Source organism: Micromonospora sp. CA-244673, from assembly GCF_050948395.1.
GTDB lineage: Bacteria > Actinomycetota > Actinomycetes > Mycobacteriales > Micromonosporaceae > Micromonospora.
Genome location: NZ_CP192019.1, coordinates 6,571,015 through 6,588,603, shown reverse-complemented (window position 1 = coordinate 6,588,603; position 17,589 = coordinate 6,571,015). Strand labels below are relative to the sequence as shown.

Sequence of the window (17,589 nt, the reverse complement as noted above, 5' to 3'; positions counted from 1 at the left end):
TCAGTCTTCGACGATCCGTCCGTCCGCCACCCGCAGCCGCCGGTTCACGCTCACCGCGTCCAGCATCCGCCGGTCGTGGGTCACCAGCAGCAGCGTCCCCGGATAGCCCGCCAGGGCCGATTCGAGCTGCTCGATCGCCGCCAGGTCCAGGTGGTTCGTCGGCTCGTCGAGCACCAGCAGGTTCACCCCGCGCCCCTGCAGCAGGGCCAGCGCGGCCCGGGTGCGCTCGCCGGGGGAGAGGGTGGCCGCCGGCCGCAGCACGTGATCGGCCCGGAGGCCGAACTTGGCCAGCAGCGTCCGCACGTCCGCCGGGCTCAGCTCGGGTACGGCGGCGCCGAACGCGTCCAGCAGGGGCTGGTCGCCGAGGAAGAGCCCCCGGGCCTGGTCCACCTCGCCCACCACCACGCCCGGGCCGAGCGCGGCGTGCCCCTCGTCCAGCGGCAGCCGGCCGAGCAGCGCGGCCAGCAGCGTGCTCTTGCCGGAGCCGTTCGCCCCGGTGATCGCCACCCGGTCGGCCCAGTCGATCTGGAGGTCCACCGGGCCGAGGGTGAAGTCGCCCCGGCGTACCCGGGCGTTTCGGAGCGAGGCCACCACGGCGCCGGCGCGGGGCGCGGCGGCGATCTCCATCCGCAGCTCCCACTCCTTGCGCGGCTCGTCGACCACCTCCAGCCGCTCGATCAGCCGCTCGGTCTGCCGGGCCTTGGCGGCCTGCTTCTCGCTGGACTCGGAGCGGAACTTCCGGCCGATCTTGTCGTTGTCGGTGGCCTTGCGGCGGGCGTTCTTCACGCCCTTCTCCATCCAGGACCGCTGCGTCCGGGCCCGCGCCTCCAACTGGGCCCGGGTGCCGGCGTACTCCTCGTACTCCTCGCGGGCGTGCCGGCGGGCCACCTCGCGCTCCTCCAGGTAGGCCGCGTAGCCGCCGCCGAAGTGGTTGACCTGGCCCTGGTGCAGGTCCAGCTCCACCACCCGGGTGACTGTCCGGGTGAGGAACTCCCGGTCGTGGCTGACCACCACGGTGCCGGCGCGCAGCCCGGTGACGAAGCGTTCCAGCCGGTCCAGGCCGGCCAGGTCCAGGTCATTGGTGGGCTCGTCGAGCAGGAAGACGTCGTAGCGGCTGAGCAGCAGCGAGGCCAGCCCCGCCCGGGCCGCCTGGCCGCCGGACAGGCCGGTCATCGGGTGGTCGAGGTCGACGCGGAGCCCCAGCTCGGCGGCGACCTGCTCGGCCCGCTCGTCCAGGTCCGCCCCGCCCAGGTCGAGCCAGCGCTCCAGCGCCGTGGCGTACGCGTCGTCCGCGCCCGGAGCCCCGGCCGTCAGCGCCTCGGTGGCGGTGTCCAGCGCCGCCTGCGCCGCCGTCACCCCGGTGCGCCGGGCCAGGAAGTCGCGGACCGTCTCGCCCGGCCGGCGCTCCGGCTCCTGCGGCAGGTAGCCCACGGTGGCGGTGGGCGGGCTCGACACCACCGACCCCTGCTCCAGCGGCTGGAGCCCGGCGAGGGTACGCAGCAGCGTGGACTTGCCGGCGCCGTTCACCCCGACGAGCCCGACCACGTCGCCCGGTGCGACCACCAGGTCCAGGTCGGTGAAGAGGAGACGGTCGCCGTGCCCGGCGGTGAGGTCCTTGGCGATCAACGTGGCGCTCATGAGGAGATCGAGCCTACCGGCGCGCCGAATCGGTTGACCCGGGCTCGGGGCCCGACCGAGGTGAGGGAGACTCACAGCCGTGGTGACCACTCTGGCGATCGACTGCGGGGGCGGTGGGATCAAGGCCTCCGTGCTGGACGCGGCGGGGACCATGCGGGCCCGGCCGCTGCGCGTCCCCACGCCGTACCCGCTGCCGCCCGCCCTGTTCGTCAAGACGCTGCTGGACCTCGGCGGCCGGCTGCCCCCGGCGGACCGGCTCACCGTCGGGATGCCCGGCATGATCCGGCACGGCGTGGTGGTGGCCACCCCGCACTACGTGACCCGCTCCGGCCCGCGCAGCCGGGTCGACCCCGACCTGGTCGCCGAATGGTCCGGGTACGACGCGCGCAGCGCCCTGGCCGAGGCGTTCGGCGTGCCGGCCCTGGTGCTCAACGACGCCGAGGTGCACGGCGCGGGCGTCGTCGCCGGGACCGGCTGCGAGCTGGTGCTGACCCTCGGCACCGGGCTGGGCAGCGCGCTCTTCGACGGCGGGGTGCTCGCACCGCACCTGGAGCTGTCGCACGCGCCGGTGCGCTGGAACACCACCTACGACACGTACGTCGGAGAGCCGGAACGGCGGCGCCTCGGCGACGCGTTCTGGTCCCGGCGGATCCGCCAGGTGGTGGACGGCCTGCGGCCGGTCTTCCGCTGGGACCGGCTCTACCTGGGCGGCGGCAACTCCCGCCTGATCCGCCCGGACCAGCTGGCCCGGATGGGCGACGACGTCGTGGTCGTCCCGAACACGGCCGGAATCGTCGGCGGTGTCCGCGCCTGGGAGCTGGTCGGAGACCGGTACGACCCGACCTCCTGAGCACGATCTTCCCCGAAGGAACACTCGCGGTACGGCTGGTGTTGTGCCAGCGTCGGAGAAAGGGCTGGCGCGACACGAGGAGGTGGGTCGAGTGGATCTTCTGGCGGAGTACCGGCGGGCGACCATGTTCTTCGAAGCGGGTGACCCGACCGGAGCGGCCCGGCTGCTCGAACCGATCGTCGAGGCCGAGCCCGGCAACTCCTCGGTCCGGCAGTTGCTGGCCCGGGCGTACTTCCAGTCGGCCCAGCTGAACCGGGCCGAGGAGCAGTTGCGCGAGCTGGTCGACCGGGACCCGAGCGACCACTACGCGCACCACGTGCTGGGCCGGACGCTGGAGCGGATGAACCGCCCCGTCGACGCGCTGCGGCACCTGCGCATCGCGGCGGCCATGTACTCGACCAACGCCGACTACACCACGGCGCTGCGCCGGGTGGAGGGCAAGGTCGGCGGTCGCTGACGGTTGACCACGAAGGGCAGCCCCTCGGGGCTGCCCTTCGGCGTACCTAGGATGGGCTGGTGAAGCTCAAGCTCGACCTCCACGACATCTACAACCGGGGCCACGACATCGACCGGGCCCTGCGCGGGATCATGGACGAGGCGGTGGCGAAGAAGGCCACCCTGGTGGAGATCATCCCTGGGAAGGGCTCCGGCCAGCTGAAGAAGAAGGTGCTGCGCTTCCTCGACCAGAAGGACGTCAAGCAGCTCTACCACCGCGTCGAGAAGGACTCGAAGAACTTCGGCCGCCTCTTCGTGCATTTCCGCTGGAAGTAGAGCCTGCGGAATAGTTCCGGCCGCTTTGGTGATCCTGCTCACCCCGGCTGGATCGGGTATTGGCCGACCGGCAGCCTGGCCAGGTGTCAACCACGGTGATGCCGGAGAGCCCTGCGGTCGCTGTCGCGCCCATCAGGCGTGACCCGTACATCGACAACGTCAAAGGGCTGTTGATCGTCCTGGTCGTGCTTGGCCACTTGCTGGCTCAGACGCTCGGCTCCTCGCCAGGTGGCAAGACGATCTACACATTCATCTACCTGTGCCACATGCCGGCCTTCGTCATGCTTTCGGGGATGCTCTCGTCAGCGGAACTCACCGGCCGTCGCGCCGCGTCGCTGATCCGGGACCTGCTCGTGCCGTACGTGGTGTTTCAGCTGCTCTACATGACCTTCTACACCGTCATGGACAAGCCGATGCACTGGACGGTCAACGGGTTCCTCTCCCCGATCTATCACCTGTGGTTCCTGCCCGCTCTGTTCATCTGGCGGATGCTCGCTCCGCTCTTCGCCCAACTCCGTGGAGCGGTCGTCATCGCGATCGTGGTGTCCCTCGCCGCCGGAGCCGCCACGGTGCTCGGTCGCGCCCTGGCCTTGGACCGGGTGGCAGGAATGCTGCCCTTCTTCGTCCTCGGTGTCTGGCTCGGTCGCGGCCGGCTCGCGTACCGCCCATCTCCGCGTGTGCGGCTGGCCGCGATCGCCGTGCTCGTCGCTGCCGCGCCGCTCGCCTATCTGGTCGCCTCGCGCCTGTCGGGCCTCTGGGTGTACTGGAACCGCGCTTACCAGCAGCTCGGGGTGGGGCTGACCGAAGGCGTCCTGATCCGGCTTGGACTGCTGGCCGTCGGGTTGGCGATGACCTGGGCGATCATGATGCTCGCTCCGCGCCGCCAGACGTTCTTCACGGGTTGGGGAGTCAACTCCATGTACCCGTATCTGCTGCACGTGTTCGTCGTGATGGCCCTCGCGTGGTCACCCCTCGCCGACCAGGTCGACAACATCCCGGCCTTGCTGGTGCTCGTCGTCGCGGCCGTCGCGCTGGTCTGGCTCACCGCCAGCCGGCCCGTGGTGTGGGCGTTGCGTCCGCTGGTCAGCCCTCCGGTCCGCTGGCTGCTCAGGGACGTCGTCCCAGCGGGGAGTCACCAGTCCACGACGGGCCGGCGCCCGCTGCGGTGAGTTCCGTATCCTGCCGCAATGCGTCAGACGTGGCGGGTGTCGTTGCTGGGGCGGGTTTTCGGCATCGCCGTTCTCGTGGTGGCGGGCCTCGTCGCCCTGGCCATCGTCGTCAGCCGGCTCGATCTCGCCTCGAAGGTTCTTTCTGTGGTGCTGCTCGGCGGCCTGGCGGCGTTCGTCTACGCGAACGCGCTGCGCCCGTCGATCACGTTGACCGACTCTGAGCTGGTGATCCGGAACAGGTTCGGGACGTACCGGATCGATCTTTACACGATCGTGCGGGTGGACGCCGGCTATCACGGCATAGGCGTGCGGACGAGGCGCGGTCAGGTGGTCCACGGTTGGGCTGTCCAGAAGTCGAACCTCGCCCGCTGGCTCGGCCGGCTCACCCGCGCGGACCTCGTGGTCGAGGCCATCGAGAAGCAGGTGAAGGCGCGCGTGGGACGGGCCGTGCCTCCGATCGCGCGGCGGCGCCCCCGATGGTCAGACGGCGGCGCTCCGGGCGGGCCGGGCGCTGGCGGCGGTGACCATTCCCGCGGTGACCGGGGAGGGCCGGAAGCCTTTGACGATCAGGTAGACGCCCAGCGAGAACTCCCACACGGCGATGGGGATGGCCGCGATCGCCGCCACCGGGGACAGGCGGTCCCAGAGGCCGAACAGTGTGCCGGCGTCGGAAACGACGAGCAGGGGCGCCCCGAGCAGGCCGAGCACCGGAAGAACCCGCGGTACGAGGCGTGACTGGTACAGCAGGGAACCCAGCAGCAGGGCGTTCACGGCCGGAAGGAAGCCCTGGCTGATCAGGAAGATCGAGTCGTAGAAGGCGACCAGCGCCTGACCGGTGACCAGGGCATCTGTTCCGGCTTCGGCCCGCCGCAGGGCCACGACCGTCAGGAGGCTCGCGACGCCGACGAAGATGCCGGCGGCTTCGAGAACCCGGGCGCCGATGAAGCCCAGCGCGCGGGCCTCCCCCTGCCGTTTGACCACCGGGTACAGCGCGACGGCGGTGCCGATGCAGGCGAGGGCAACGATCACCTCGAGGACGCCGCCGATGACGACCGGGGTTTCCGACGTGGTGCCGACGATGTAGTCCGCGTCGTGCACCGCACCGTACAGGCCGACGGTCGGGATCGAGACAAAGGTCAGCACGTAGAACCCGCCCGCGACCAGCGAGGTCCTCCTCAGTGAGTCCATCGGGGCTCCTTTCGTTGCTGGCGTTCAGTCGACGGTGGTCATGAGGTCACCCTCCTGCCGATCGGTGCGACGGCGAATCGGCCGCTCGGGCAATCCTCGCGGCGTCGGCCCGGTGCCCCGGTTGGTGCACTTCCGCGGGAAGCGGCCCGGCGGAGCCGCGCTGCCCGGACAATTGCCGGAAAGGCAGCGGCCCGGGGCGGCGGGAGGCCCGGCATGACGACCGGAGGCGGCAGCGAGCTGGTGCGCCCGCCGGGAGGCTCGACCCGCGCCACCCTGCTGGAGTTGCTCTTCGACGTCGTCTTCGTGGCCGCGCTGGCGTTGGTTTCGATGCTGATCGCGGACCGGGCCTCGTGGACCGGCGTCGCGCCGGTCGTGATCATGCTGATGGCGGTGTGGTGGACCTGGTCGATCACCTCGACGACCACCGACTTCTACGACCCGGACCAGCGACCCATCCAGACCATCCTCATGGTGACCATGTTCGGTGCCGTGGTGACGGCGGCGGGGCTGGCCGTCGATTCGCACGCGCTGGTCTTCGCGATCGGCTACGTGACCCCGCACCTGGTGCGCGGGGTGGTGCTGGTGGCCGTGCTGCACCCGCGCCAGCGCATGGCCGAGCAGCGGGCCGCCCGCTTCCTCTTCTGGTTCGTGGTCTCCGGCTTCTTCTGGATCGGCGGGGCGCTGCTGCCGGACGGGTGGGCGTGGGCGCTGTGGGTCGTCGCCGTGACGATCGACTACGTCTCGGCCGGCGCGCGTTACCCGACGCCCGGTCTCGGCCGGGTGCCGCTCGCCCAGTACGAGAAGACGACCGAGCACCTGGGCGAGCGCTACCAGCAGTTCGTCATCCTGGCGCTCGGCGACGTCATCCTGGTGCCGACCCTGGAGATCAGCCGGTCCGACTTCACCCTGGCCCGGTCGGCCGCCTTCGTGACCGCTTTCTGCACCATGCTGCTGCTCTGGCAGATCTACGTTCTGGGTGCCGGTTCGATCGTGCGGACCACCGCCCCGCAGGTGCTCCGGCGCGCGACCCGGCTGGCGCCGTACACCCACCTCGTCATGCTGGCCGGCATCGTCTGCACGGCCGCCGCGTTCGACCTGGTCCTCGAACGTCCCACCGGCGACACGCCGCGACGGTGGATCGCGCTGATCTTCGGCGGTCCCGCCCTCTTCCTGGTGGGCCGCACCCTGTTCACCTACAAGATCATCGGCACGGTCCCGTGGCGTCGGGTGTTCTGGCTGGCGGTGATGCTGGCCGTGATGCCCTGGGTGGGCGGGTGGCACCCGGTGCTGGTCGCCGCCCTCATCGTGCTGGTGCTGTCCGGGGTGGTGGTCACCGACACCATGAGCCGGCGGTCGAGCCGCCCACTGCTGCGGGGGCGGCCCGGTTGATCATGCTCAGCCGAGCGGTGGGGCTCCGATCAGCCAATTAGTTGCTTCGAGTAACTGGTTGTCCGGAGGCAATCACCGGGCTGGTTGATCTTGCGGGGGCCTCGGCTGTGCCACTCTCTGCCGGGCGCCGCTTCCGTTCCGGATCGTCGCCATGACCTGCGAAAACAAGCACAGGCGGGCCGCCGGCGGGAACGACCGCCGGCGGTCTCGCGATCATCGATGAAAGGCACAACGAAATGTCGCAGCCGACCCCGCCCCCGCCTCCGGGATACGCCCCCGCGCCCCCGCCGAAGAAGGGGATGTCGACGGGGCTGAAGGTCTTCCTCATCATCGCCGGCCTGGCCGTCGTGCTCTGCGGCGGCGGCCTCGTGGCGTGCACCGCGCTGGTCGGCAAGGCGGCCGACGACATCAGCAAGAGCCAGGATGCGAAGGCCGGGCACGTCGAGCTCAAGTCGTGCGAGGCCGAGTCGGCCGGCGACGAGTTCCTGGCGAACGTGAAGTTCGACGTCGAGGTGAACAACACCAGCAAGGACCAGAACACGTACCTGGTCGACGTGTTCGTGCTCGACGCCAAGGGCACCCGGGTGGGCAACACCACCGCCATCGTCTCCGACGTGCGGCCCGGCCAGAAGGCCGTCGAGGAGGGCATGGTCGTCCTGAGCCAGAAGGTGACCGGTGACGTCACCTGCAAGATCGACAAGGTCTCCTGACCTAGTCGCCGTGGCCCCCGGGCGATCCCCCGGGGGCCACACGGCTCACCAACGGGATGCCGTCGCCGAGCAGGACCGGGACGAGATCGCGGGCTACAGGGGATAGGTCCGGGCCACCGCCAGCATCTCCGAGCTGTGCGAGCCGACCACGCCGACGTCCGCGGGCCGGGCCCGGAACCCGGGCAGCCCGCCCAGGCCGTCGCTGGCGTCCATCGCCCGCAGGTTCACCTGCCCGGCCTTCGGCACCAGCGTCAGGGTGACCTCGACACCCTCCGGCGGCGGGGCGTGGAAGACGACGCCGAAGCCCCACCGGCCGTCGCGCGCCTTGACCGGCACGTCCCGCCCGGCCACCGTCGCCGACCGCACCTCGGCGGTCGAGGTGTCCACGTGCAGGGAGAGCAGCCGGACCGGCCGCTGGGGCAGCACCCGCACCCGCAGCACCCGCTGGTCGCCCGAGCGGGTGTCGGAGAGGGTCTCCAGCTTCGGGGCGGGCAGGTTCGCCGCCTGGGCCGCTCCGGCCCGCAGCTCCGCGTCACCCAGCCCCGGGAAGTCGTCGGCCACGGAGACGGCGCGGTCCACGTACCCGTCGGTCCAGGGCTGCGGGTCGTCCTCGTGACTGAGCCACTGCGCCTTCCCGGTGCCCGCGTCGAGGGCGTACATGAGGTGGGTCGGCACGGGGTGCGCGGCGTCGAAGCGGTCCACGGCCAGGCCGACCCCGGCGAGCACCACGGCCGCGAGCGCGGCGGCGCCGGCCGGCAGCGCGCCGAGCCGGCGGGCCCGGAGCGCGAGCAGGCCGCGCTGGCCGCCGGCCTGCGGGTGCAGCAGGTCCACGACGGGCAGCGCGGCCAGGCCGAGCAGCACCGCGAAGAGCGCCGCCACGCCACCCATGCCCATGCCGAGCGCCGGGAAGAGCAGCACCACGGTGGGCAGCAGGATCACCACGGCCACCGCGCCGGCCAGGGTCACGGCGACCACCGGCCAGGGGCCGTCGCGGCGGGTGGCCAGCGCTGCCAGGCCGGCCAGCGCGCCGGCGAGGGCGGGCAGGGTGGTGAGGTACGCGCCACCGGGCACCAGCACGGCGAGGAGCACCCCGAAGAGGGCCAGCCACACCAGGCCACCGAACGCCAGGGCGGCCGGGCCGGCCCAGCGGCGGGTCAGCGCGTACCAGGCGAACAGGATCGCGGCGGCGAGCGCCACCACGGCCAGCCGGTACCAGACCGGGCGGTACGGGTCGAGCAGCTCGGCGTAGCCGGGGCGGACGGTGGTGACCGCGGTCCAGAGCAGCCACGCGCCGAGCGGGGCGGCGACGACCGGCACGAGGGCCAGGCCGGCGCCGGCCACGAGCCGCCCGGTGGTGGCCCGGCCGCGCCGGCGCAGCAGAGCGCCGAGCACGCCGACCGCGAGCAGCGCGGCCAGCGCCAGCGGCAGCGTCAGCCAGCCGGGATAGCGGACCAGCCCGCCGGGCACCGGGAAGTAGGTGTCGTCGTGGCCGGAACGCAGGTCGCGCAGGTCCGTCCGGCCGAACTCGCGGGCCAGGCCGAGCGCGTTGTCCCCGTGCATCTGGAGGCTGCCCCGGTCCATCGCCGCCGGCACGTCGAGCGGGGTGTGGTAGACCGCGCCCCCGTCGATGTACGCCGAGTTCAGCCCGACGAACCGGTGGTCGAGGAAGGCGGTGAAGTCGGTGTCGTTGGGCAGCGCCCGGTAGATCTCCACCGCGAACGAGGTGCCCACCGGGTGCGGGGCGGCCCGGCCGAACGCCTCCACGAGCTTCGCGTTGTTCCGGGACGTCTCGAACATGATCACCGGGCCGGTGGAGCCGCGCGCCTCCAGGTTGAGGACCACGCCGCCGTCGGCGGCCAGCGGGTGGTCGGCGGCGAAGCCGGCGGCCCCGCACAGGCACGCCTCCTCCGCGTCGGTGAGCACCAGGACCACGTCGTTGCGGGGACGCGGGCCGGCGCTCAGCGCCCGGGCCACCTCCAGGATGGTGGAGGTGCCGGCGGCGTCGTCGTTGCCGCCGGGCCCGGACTGCACCGAGTCGTAGTGGGCCACCAGGAAGACCCGCCCGGTCGGGTCGGTGCCGGGCAGCCGGGCCACCACGTTGCGGACCCGGGCCAGGGTCGCGCCGCCGGCCGCCCCGCTGAGCTGCCCGGCCTCCGGGGCCACCGTGTCCTGCACCTCGGTCTCCAGGCCCAGCCCGCGCAGCACGCCCACGACGTGCTCCCGGACCTGGTCGTTGGCGGCGCTGCCGGCCACGTGCGGCCGCGCCGCGATGACCTTGACCTGCTGGTACGCCCGCTCGGCGCTGAACGCGTCCGCCGGCGCGTCGGCGGGGCGGGGCGCCGGGGTGGCCAGGTCGACAAGGACGCCGGCGCCGACGGCGAGCAGCGCGGCGAGCGCGGCCAGCGCGGCGGGCAGCCGCCGGCGCGGCCGGGCCAGCGCCCGGTCGGCCGGTCGGGTGGGAGGCGGGCCCGGCCGGGCCGGCGCGCGGTCGGCGGGGCGGGTAGGGGGTACGCCCACGGGTACTCCTCGGGGTGCTTCGGGGGTGGGCATCATCCTGCACCCCCGCGGCCTGCGGCGGCACTCCCACCGGCCGGTGCGCTCCCGGCCGGAGCACCGTCGCGGCGTAACATCGGGCGTCAGCCGTGCCGCTGTTCGTCGGGTGGATCCGCTCGCCCCGCCCGCGCCGACTCCGGTCGTGTTGTGTGCGACCGTTGTCTGATACAGGATCAGCAGCGCACTCGGAAGGAGCCCCGACATCACCAGCGAACTCCCGCGTCTCGCGGCGGTGACCCGGCCGCACCGGGGCACCGGTCTGCCCGGTGTCCCCGTCGCGCCGCAGGTCGGGCTCGGGCACTACGGCCGTGTGCCCCCGGGCGAGCGGCTGCGGGTTCTGCTGGTCGAGGACGACGAGGGTGACGCCTTCCTGGTCGGCGAGCTGCTCGCCGAGACCAACTCGATGATCGACCTGCTGGTCGCCACCAGTCTCAGCGAGGCCCGGCAGCGGGTGATGGGGGTCGACTGCGTCCTGCTCGACCTGGGCCTGCCCGACGCGCAGGGCCTGGACGGGCTGCGCCAGGTGCTGGAGATGGCCAGCGGGGCGGCGGTCTGCGTGCTCACCGGCCGCTCCGACGAGCACCTGGGCATCGTCGCGGTCGCCGAGGGCGCGCAGGACTACCTGGTCAAGGGGCAGGTCGACGGCGTCCTGCTGACCCGTGCCCTGCGCTACGCGGTGGAGCGCAAGCGCGCCGACGAGAACGCCCGCCGGCTGCGTGAGGTGGAGCTGCGCCAGGCCGAGTCGGCCCGCCTGGAGCGCGGCCTGCTGCCCCAGCCGCTGATGACCACCGACCAGGTGGCGGTGCACACCTTCTACCGCCCCGGCCGGCACGCCGCGCTGATCGGCGGCGACTTCTACGACGTGGTGCAGACCCGGCCGGACCGGATCGACCTGATCGTCGGTGACGTCTGCGGCCACGGCGTGGACGAGGCGGCTCTCGGGGTCGAGCTGCGGGTGGCCTGGCGGGCCCTGGTCCTGGCCGGGGTGCCGGACGACGAGGTGCTGCCCGCGCTGGAGCAGGTGCTGATGAGCGAGCGCCGGCTTCAGGAGATCTTCGCCACGGTGGCCACCGCCCGGCTCGACCTGGCGGCCAACCGGGCCACCGTGCGACTCGCCGGCCATCCGCCGCCGTTGCTGCTCAGCGGGGGTAAGGTCGCCCCGGTGCCGGCCCGGGGCGGTCTGCTTCTGGGCGTACGGCCGCGCCGACCCGTTGCCTTCGACCTGGAGTTCGACACCGATGACTGGTCCCTGCTGATGTACACCGACGGCCTCATCGAGGGTCGGGTGGACAGCGGTGACGACCGGCTGGACGTGCCGGGGCTGACCGACCTGCTCGCCGACCCCGCCAACCGCGCGGTGTCCCTTGCCGAGCTGCCCGCCTGGCTGGTCGGCCGGGCCGAGCAGCTCAACGGCGGCCCGCTCGCCGACGACGTCGCCATGCTGCTGGTCACCCGGGGTAGTGGCCGATGAAGGCGTACCAGCAGGGTTGGACCCTGCGGCGGCGCGTCGGCGCGCTGCTCGGCGTGGTCCTGGTGCTGCTGCTCGGGCTTGCCGCGGCCGAGGCGACCCTCGCCGCCAAGAACCGGCAGAACATCGACGCCGTGCTGCTCAAGACCGGCCCGTTGCGGGTGCAGGCGCAGGAGCTGATGAGCGCCCTGCTCGACCAGGAGACCGCGGTCCGCGGCTACGCGGTGAACGCCGACCGCAACGACCTGGAGCCCTACCAGGACGGCCTGCGGCGGGAGCAGGACACGGTCGTCGAGATGCGGAAGCTGGCCGTCGACTATCCGGACGTGCTGCGCGAGGTCGGCGTCGTCGAGCAGCGGGCCGCCGAGTGGCGGGCCGCCGTCGCCGAGCCGGTGATCACCACGACCGAGCGCAGCGGCCCGTCCGCCGGCCAGGCGCTGATCACCGACCAGACCCGGCAGCAGTTCGACAGCATCCGGTCCGCGGTGGACGCCCTCCAGGGCGAGATCCTGGAGGTCCGGAAGGAGACCGCCGACAAGGTCAACGCGACGAGCAACGTGCTGGTGGTGCTCCTGATCATCGCGGCCCTGGTGGTGGCGGTGGCCGGCGCGGTCATGCTGCTCTCGCTCGACCGGATCCTGATCCGGCCGCTGGCCGGCCTCGTCAGTCAGGTGCGCGAGGTGGCCGAGGGCGACTACCGGCACCACATCGAGGGGTCCGGCCCGCCGGAGTTCCGGCTGCTCGCCGACGACATCGACCTCATGCGGCAGAAGATCGCCCGGGAGCTCGACGAGGTACGCGAGGCACGTGAGCGCATCGAGTGGGTCAACAGCCAGCTCCAGAAGCAGGCCGAGGAACTCACCCGGTCCAACCGTGACCTGGAGCAGTTCGCGTACGTCGCCTCGCACGACCTCCAGGAGCCGCTGCGCAAGGTGGCCAGCTTCTGCCAGCTCCTCCAGCGGCGTTACGCGGGCCAGCTCGACGAGCGGGCCGACCAGTACATCGCCTTCGCGGTTGACGGCGCGCAGCGGATGCAGCGGTTGATCAACGACCTGCTGGCGTTCTCCCGCATCGGCCGGCTCACCACCGGTTTCACCGAGGTCGACCTCAACAAGGTGATGGGCGACGTGGCCGGGCAGACCGAGGCGGCCCGGCAGTACGCCGACGCCGAGCTGACCTGGGACAGGCTGCCGGTGATCCGCGGCGAGGAGCCGCTGCTGACCAACCTGCTGGCCAACCTGGTCAGCAACTCGATCAAGTTCCGCCGGCCCGACCTGCCGCCGAAGGTGCACGTCTCGGCCCGCCTGGTCGACGACGAGTGGGAGATCAGCTGCCGGGACAACGGCATCGGGATCGAGCCGGAGTTCGCCGACAAGATCTTCGTGATCTTCCAGCGGCTGCACTCCAAGGACGCCTACCCGGGCACCGGCATCGGGCTGGCCATCGTCAAGAAAATCGTCGAATACCACGGCGGCCGGGTCTGGGTGGACACCGACACCGCGGAGGGGACCACCATCCGGTTCACGCTCCCGGCCCTGCCCGAGGACGTCGCGGCGGCGCGGGCGGCGGAGCCGGCCGGGGTCGAGGAGTCGACCGGGGACGGGACGGCGGCCGGGGACGGCGCCGAGGACGCCGCGGTGAGCGTGGCCCGGCAGCCGGACGGCACGGCCCGGGAAGAGACGCCCGAGGGGGCGGCCCGAGACACTGAGACGGGTGGCATGAAGGAGACCGTGGGATGACCGCGCCGGCGGACGGCAAGAGCCCGATCGAGGTCCTGCTCGTCGAGGACGACCCGGGCGACGTGCTGATGACCCAGGAGGCGTTCGAGGAGCACAAGCTCCGCAACCGCCTCACCGTGGTCTCGGACGGCGCCGAGGCGCTGGCCTACCTGCGTCGCGAGGGCCCGTACGGGGACGCCGTCACCCCCGACCTGATCCTGCTCGACCTGAACCTGCCCCGCCGGGACGGCCGGGAGGTGCTGGAGGAGATCAAGAAGGACGAGCAGCTCTGCCGGATCCCGGTCGTGGTGCTCACCACCTCCCAGGCCGACGAGGACATCCTGCGCAGCTACCAGCTGCACGCCAACGCCTACGTGACCAAGCCGGTGGACTTCGAGCGCTTCATCTCGGTGGTCCGCCAGATCGACGAGTTCTTCGTCAGCGTGGTCAAGCTGCCGCCGCGTGGCTGACCCGTTGCTGGAGGAGGTCGGCGCGCTGCTGCGGGAGGCCGCGGCCGACATCGTGGTGCCGCTGTTCCGCCGCCTCGACGACTCCGACATCTCCGAGAAGGCCCCCGGCGAGGTGGTCACCGTCGCCGACCGGAAGGCCGAGGCGCTGATCTCCGCCGGGCTGCGGCGGCTGCGCCCCGGCTCGGTGGTCGTCGGTGAGGAGGCGGTCGCCGACGACCCGTCCCTGCTGCGGCACCTGCGCGGCGCCGGTGACGTCTGGCTGGTCGACCCGGTGGACGGCACCTCCAACTTCGCCGCCGGCCGGCGCCCCTTCGCCCTGATGGTGGCGCTGCTGACCGACGGGGTGCCGGTCGCCTCCTGGGTCTACGACCCGCTGGACGGCGCGCTGGCCAGCTGCCGGGTGGGCGACGGCACCCGGCTGGACGGCACGACGGTGCGCACCGCCGGGCGGGTGCCCGAGGTCGGCGCGCTGCGCGGCACGGCGATGACCCGCTTCCTGCCCCCGGACTTCCGGCGGAGCGTCGAGGCGGGCGGCGAGCGGCTCGGCGAGCTGCTGCCCGGCCAGCACTGCGCCGGCCGGGAATACCTGGACGTGCTCACCGGCGCGCAGCAGTTCGTGCTCTTCTGGCGCACCCTGCCCTGGGACCATGCCCCCGGCACCCTGCTGGTCCGGGAGGCCGGCGGGGTGGCCCGCCGCTTCGACGGCACCGACTACCACCCGGCCGACGAGGGCAAAGGCCTGCTGGTCGCGGCCAGCGAGGAGAGCTGGGAAGAGGTCCGGGCGGCCCTGCTGGGCGGCTGAGCGAGCGGTCCGCGACGGCCCCGGCACGCTCCGTCGACGATCCGCGTCGTCCGAGGTCGGGGGCGTGGCGCGCGGCCGGTGGTCCGGTATCGTGACCGGCGGTCTCCGCCAGCAGGCCGCCGCCCGGCGCCGGTGGAGCCGCCGCCGCGCAAGGTCGACTCGGGGGCCGGCGGTCGACGGAAGGACCCTCACGTGCCCAGGACCAGGCTCACCCGCCGGCCCGTCCGCCGGTCGCTGCTAGCCCTGCTCGCCGCGACGGCCCTGCTGCTGGGCGCCAGCCTCGCCCCCGCCGGGGCGGCCGCCGCCGCACCCACGCCGAACGCACCGGACGAGGGCGGCACCAAGCAGCTCCGCGCGGCCCTGGACGCGGCGGCGAGGGGCCACATCGAGGCCAAGAACCGGCTCGACAACTCCAAGCGCCGGCAGGTGGCGCTGACCGCCCAGCTCAAGCAGGTCGAGGCACGCCTGGTCGAGCTGTCCGCGCAGGTCGGCGAGGTGGCCGCGCAGTCCTACCGGCTGGGCCGGTTGACCCCGGTGTCGATGCTGCTGGGCAGCTCCGACCCCGACGCGTTCCTCAAGCGGGCCGCCGAGCTGGACGTGATGGCGCAGCGGGACAGCAAGCGGCTGCACGACCTCAACGAGGCGAAGGCGCAGGCCGCCGAGGCGAAGGTGGCCATCGACACCGAGGTGCGGGAGCAGCAGAAGCAGCTCGCCGTGCTGGCCAGGAAGAAGCGGGACGCCGAGGTGGCGCTCGCCAAGGTCAGCTCCGGTGCCGGCTCCGGGTTCAGCGGCGGCTCGTCGTCGGCCAAGCCGGCGCCGCGCAACTCGGACGGCTCGTGGCCGTCGGAGTCCTGCTCGGTGAACGACCCGACCCCGGCCTCCGGCTGCATCACCCCGCGCACGCTGCACATGCTCGAGCAGGCCAAGGCCGCCGGCTACAAGCGCTACGCCTCCTGCCACCGCAGCGGTGGCGGTGGCGAGCACCCCAAGGGCCGGGCCTGCGACTTCGCCGCCGCCACCGGCGGCTTCGAGGACAAGTCCGCTACCGGCGGCGACAAGGCGTACGGGGACAGCCTCGCGAGCTGGGCCAAGAACAACGCCAGCCGGCTCGGCATCATGTACGTCATCTGGTACCGGCAGATCTGGATGCCGAACACCGGGTGGCGGGCGTACAGCGGGGGCGGCAGTCCCGCCGCGGACCACACAAACCATGTTCACATCTCGATGTATTGACCTCCCGCGCCGGGAACGCTGCGTAGCATCGCCACGGTGAGCAGCACATCGTCCGACGTCGTCGCGGAGCCGGCGCCGAGCGCGCCGGTCCCGCCCCGGGCCCTGCCGAACGGGCTCGCCGCGTTCCTGGTCTTCCTCTCCAGCGGTGCGGTGCTGGTGCTGGAGACGGTCTCGCTGCGCCTGGTCGGCCCGTACGTCGGGGTGACCCTCCAGGTGACCAGCTCGGTGATCGGCATGGCCCTGGGCGCCATCGCGTACGGGGCGTGGATGGGTGGCTGGCTGGCCGACCGGCGGGACCCCCGCACCCTGCTCGCCCCGGCCCTGGTGCTGGCCGGCATCGCCACCGCGGTCACCCTGCCGGTGGTCCGGTACGCCGGTGAGGCGCTGCGTGGCGGCGCGGCGAGCGCCGTGCTGCTGCTGACCGCGCTGGCGGTGCTGCTGCCGGCGGCGTTGCTGGCCGGGGTCACTCCGCTGGTGGTGAAGCTCCAGCTCGCCGACCTGCGCCGCACCGGGCAGGTGGTCGGGCGGCTGTCCGGCATCGGCACCCTGGGCGGCATCACGGCCACGCTGGCCACCGGCTTCGTGCTGGTGGCGGCCCTGCCCAGCACGGTGATCGTGCTGGCGCTGGCCGGCGTGCTGGGGGTGACCGGGCTGGTGCTCGGGGCGTACCTGCGCCGGCAGGCGGGGGCGGCGCTGCCCGGTCCGGCCCGGGCCAGGGCCGCCCTGGCGGTGCTCGGCCTGGCGGCGGCCGGCCTCTCCGCGGTCGCCCCGAACCCGTGCGACGTGGAGACCGCCTACCACTGCGCCCGCGTCGAGGTCGACGCGCAGCGGGCCCAGGGGCGGACGCTCTACCTGAACTCCGCCGAGCACTCCTACGTGGACCTGGCCGACCCGACCCACCTGAAGTACGCGTACACCCAGTGGATCGGCCTGGTCGCGGACCTGGCGCGGCCGGCGAAGCAGCGGATGGACGCGCTGCATCTGGGCGGTGGTGGCTTCACCGTGCCGCGCTACCTGGCCGCGACCCGGCCGGGCAGCGACAACCTGGTCTTCGAGATCGACGGCGGGCTGGTCGACCTGGACCGGCGGGAGCTGGGCGTGCGCACCGGGCCGCAGCTGCGCGCCCGGGTGGGGGACGCGCGGGTGCTGCTCGGCGACGAGCCCACCGACAGCCGGGACTTCATCGTCGGCGACGCCTTCGGTCACCTCGTGGTGCCCTGGCACCTGGCCACCCGGGAGATGGCCGCCGACATCCGCCGGGTGCTCCGCCCGGACGGGATCTACGTGCAGAACGTCATCGACTATCCGCCGGACCGGTTCATCCGGGCCGAGCTGGCCACCGTGGCGGCCGAGTTCCGCCACGTCGCGCTGATCGCCCCGCCCGGCGCGATCGCCGGCCAGCACGGCGCGAACTTCCTCATCGTGGCCTCGGACGCGCCGCTGCCGCTGGCCGACGTGCCGGCGCGGCTGCGCCGGCTTGCCGAGCCGGCGAAGCTGCTGGACGGCGGGAAGGTGACCGCGTTCGTCGGGGACGCGCTGGTGCTCACCGACGACTACGCGCCGGTGGACCAGCTCCTCGCGACCGCCTGATCGGGTGACTTCCCTGACCGATTTCGACCCATGAGGTGTA

At 72.8% G+C, this 17,589-nt stretch carries 15 protein-coding genes; 12 read left to right on the top strand and 3 right to left on the bottom strand.

Translation table 11 applies throughout. The features are described 5' to 3' along the window. Positions 1 to 1,638: an ABC-F family ATP-binding cassette domain-containing protein gene (locus tag ACQP12_RS30280; protein ID WP_433283495.1), complete on the bottom strand. Its 1,638-nt coding sequence runs from the start codon at positions 1,636 to 1,638 to the stop codon at positions 1 to 3. Between the two features lie 79 nt (positions 1,639 to 1,717). Here ACQP12_RS30280 and ACQP12_RS30275 point away from each other — a divergent pair, with 79 nt between their 5' ends. From ACQP12_RS30275 to ACQP12_RS30260, 4 genes are all read left to right on the top strand, one after another. Beyond that, the gene (locus ACQP12_RS30275; protein WP_151465423.1) at positions 1,718 to 2,488 is read left to right on the top strand and encodes an ROK family protein; all 771 of its coding nucleotides are present in this window, start codon (positions 1,718 to 1,720) and stop codon (positions 2,486 to 2,488) included. 91 nt (positions 2,489 to 2,579) lie between these two features. Continuing rightward, positions 2,580 to 2,945, top strand: a complete 366-nt coding sequence (locus ACQP12_RS30270; protein ID WP_151465422.1) for a tetratricopeptide repeat protein — start codon at positions 2,580 to 2,582, stop codon at positions 2,943 to 2,945. 59 nt (positions 2,946 to 3,004) lie between these two features. Continuing rightward, positions 3,005 to 3,259 (top strand): Smr/MutS family protein, encoded by a 255-nt coding sequence (locus tag ACQP12_RS30265; RefSeq protein WP_046564396.1) that lies wholly within the window; start codon positions 3,005 to 3,007, stop codon positions 3,257 to 3,259. Between the two features lie 83 nt (positions 3,260 to 3,342). Continuing rightward, positions 3,343 to 4,428: an acyltransferase family protein gene (locus ACQP12_RS30260; RefSeq protein WP_433283494.1), complete on the top strand. Its 1,086-nt coding sequence runs from the start codon at positions 3,343 to 3,345 to the stop codon at positions 4,426 to 4,428. A 480-nt stretch (positions 4,429 to 4,908) separates the two neighbouring features. Here ACQP12_RS30260 and ACQP12_RS30255 read toward each other — a convergent pair whose 3' ends face one another. Next, on the bottom strand, positions 4,909 to 5,616 hold the full coding sequence (locus tag ACQP12_RS30255) for a DUF4386 domain-containing protein (RefSeq protein ID WP_433283493.1): 708 nt from the start codon (positions 5,614 to 5,616) through the stop codon (positions 4,909 to 4,911). Between the two features lie 213 nt (positions 5,617 to 5,829). Here ACQP12_RS30255 and ACQP12_RS30250 point away from each other — a divergent pair, with 213 nt between their 5' ends. Next, complete coding sequence (locus ACQP12_RS30250) at positions 5,830 to 7,005, top strand: low temperature requirement protein A (protein ID WP_433283492.1); 1,176 nt, start codon at positions 5,830 to 5,832, stop codon at positions 7,003 to 7,005. Positions 7,006 to 7,304: 299 nt separating this feature from the next. Beyond that, positions 7,305 to 7,715, top strand: coding sequence for an FxLYD domain-containing protein (locus ACQP12_RS30245; protein WP_357938936.1), 411 nt, complete (start codon positions 7,305 to 7,307; stop codon positions 7,713 to 7,715). A 93-nt stretch (positions 7,716 to 7,808) separates the two neighbouring features. Here the strand turns inward: ACQP12_RS30245 and ACQP12_RS30240 are convergent, their stop codons facing one another. Further along, positions 7,809 to 10,232: a M28 family peptidase gene (locus tag ACQP12_RS30240; protein WP_433283491.1), complete on the bottom strand. Its 2,424-nt coding sequence runs from the start codon at positions 10,230 to 10,232 to the stop codon at positions 7,809 to 7,811. A 268-nt stretch (positions 10,233 to 10,500) separates the two neighbouring features. On the opposite strand from ACQP12_RS30240, the gene ACQP12_RS30235 reads away from it, so the two are divergent. The 6 genes from ACQP12_RS30235 (at position 10,501) to ACQP12_RS30210 (ending at position 17,549) form a co-directional block, all read left to right on the top strand. Beyond that, a complete protein-coding gene (locus tag ACQP12_RS30235) occupies positions 10,501 to 11,739 on the top strand; it encodes a PP2C family protein-serine/threonine phosphatase (protein WP_433283490.1) in 1,239 nt (412 codons plus the stop codon). Next, positions 11,736 to 13,475, top strand: coding sequence for a sensor histidine kinase (locus ACQP12_RS30230; RefSeq protein ID WP_433283489.1), 1,740 nt, complete (start codon positions 11,736 to 11,738; stop codon positions 13,473 to 13,475). Before ACQP12_RS30235 ends, ACQP12_RS30230 begins: the two co-directional genes overlap by 4 nt. Continuing rightward, on the top strand, positions 13,472 to 13,924 hold the full coding sequence (locus tag ACQP12_RS30225) for a response regulator (protein WP_433283488.1): 453 nt from the start codon (positions 13,472 to 13,474) through the stop codon (positions 13,922 to 13,924). The genes ACQP12_RS30230 and ACQP12_RS30225 overlap by 4 nt, the downstream gene beginning before the upstream one ends. Beyond that, a complete protein-coding gene (locus ACQP12_RS30220) occupies positions 13,917 to 14,726 on the top strand; it encodes an inositol monophosphatase family protein (RefSeq protein WP_357938926.1) in 810 nt (269 codons plus the stop codon). The genes ACQP12_RS30225 and ACQP12_RS30220 overlap by 8 nt, the downstream gene beginning before the upstream one ends. Positions 14,727 to 14,918: 192 nt before the next feature. Then, positions 14,919 to 15,959 (top strand): coiled-coil domain-containing protein, encoded by a 1,041-nt coding sequence (locus ACQP12_RS30215; RefSeq protein WP_433283487.1) that lies wholly within the window; start codon positions 14,919 to 14,921, stop codon positions 15,957 to 15,959. Positions 15,960 to 15,995: 36 nt separating this feature from the next. Continuing rightward, a complete protein-coding gene (locus ACQP12_RS30210) occupies positions 15,996 to 17,549 on the top strand; it encodes a fused MFS/spermidine synthase (RefSeq protein WP_433283486.1) in 1,554 nt (517 codons plus the stop codon). The last annotated feature ends 40 nt before the right edge of the window (positions 17,550 to 17,589 follow it).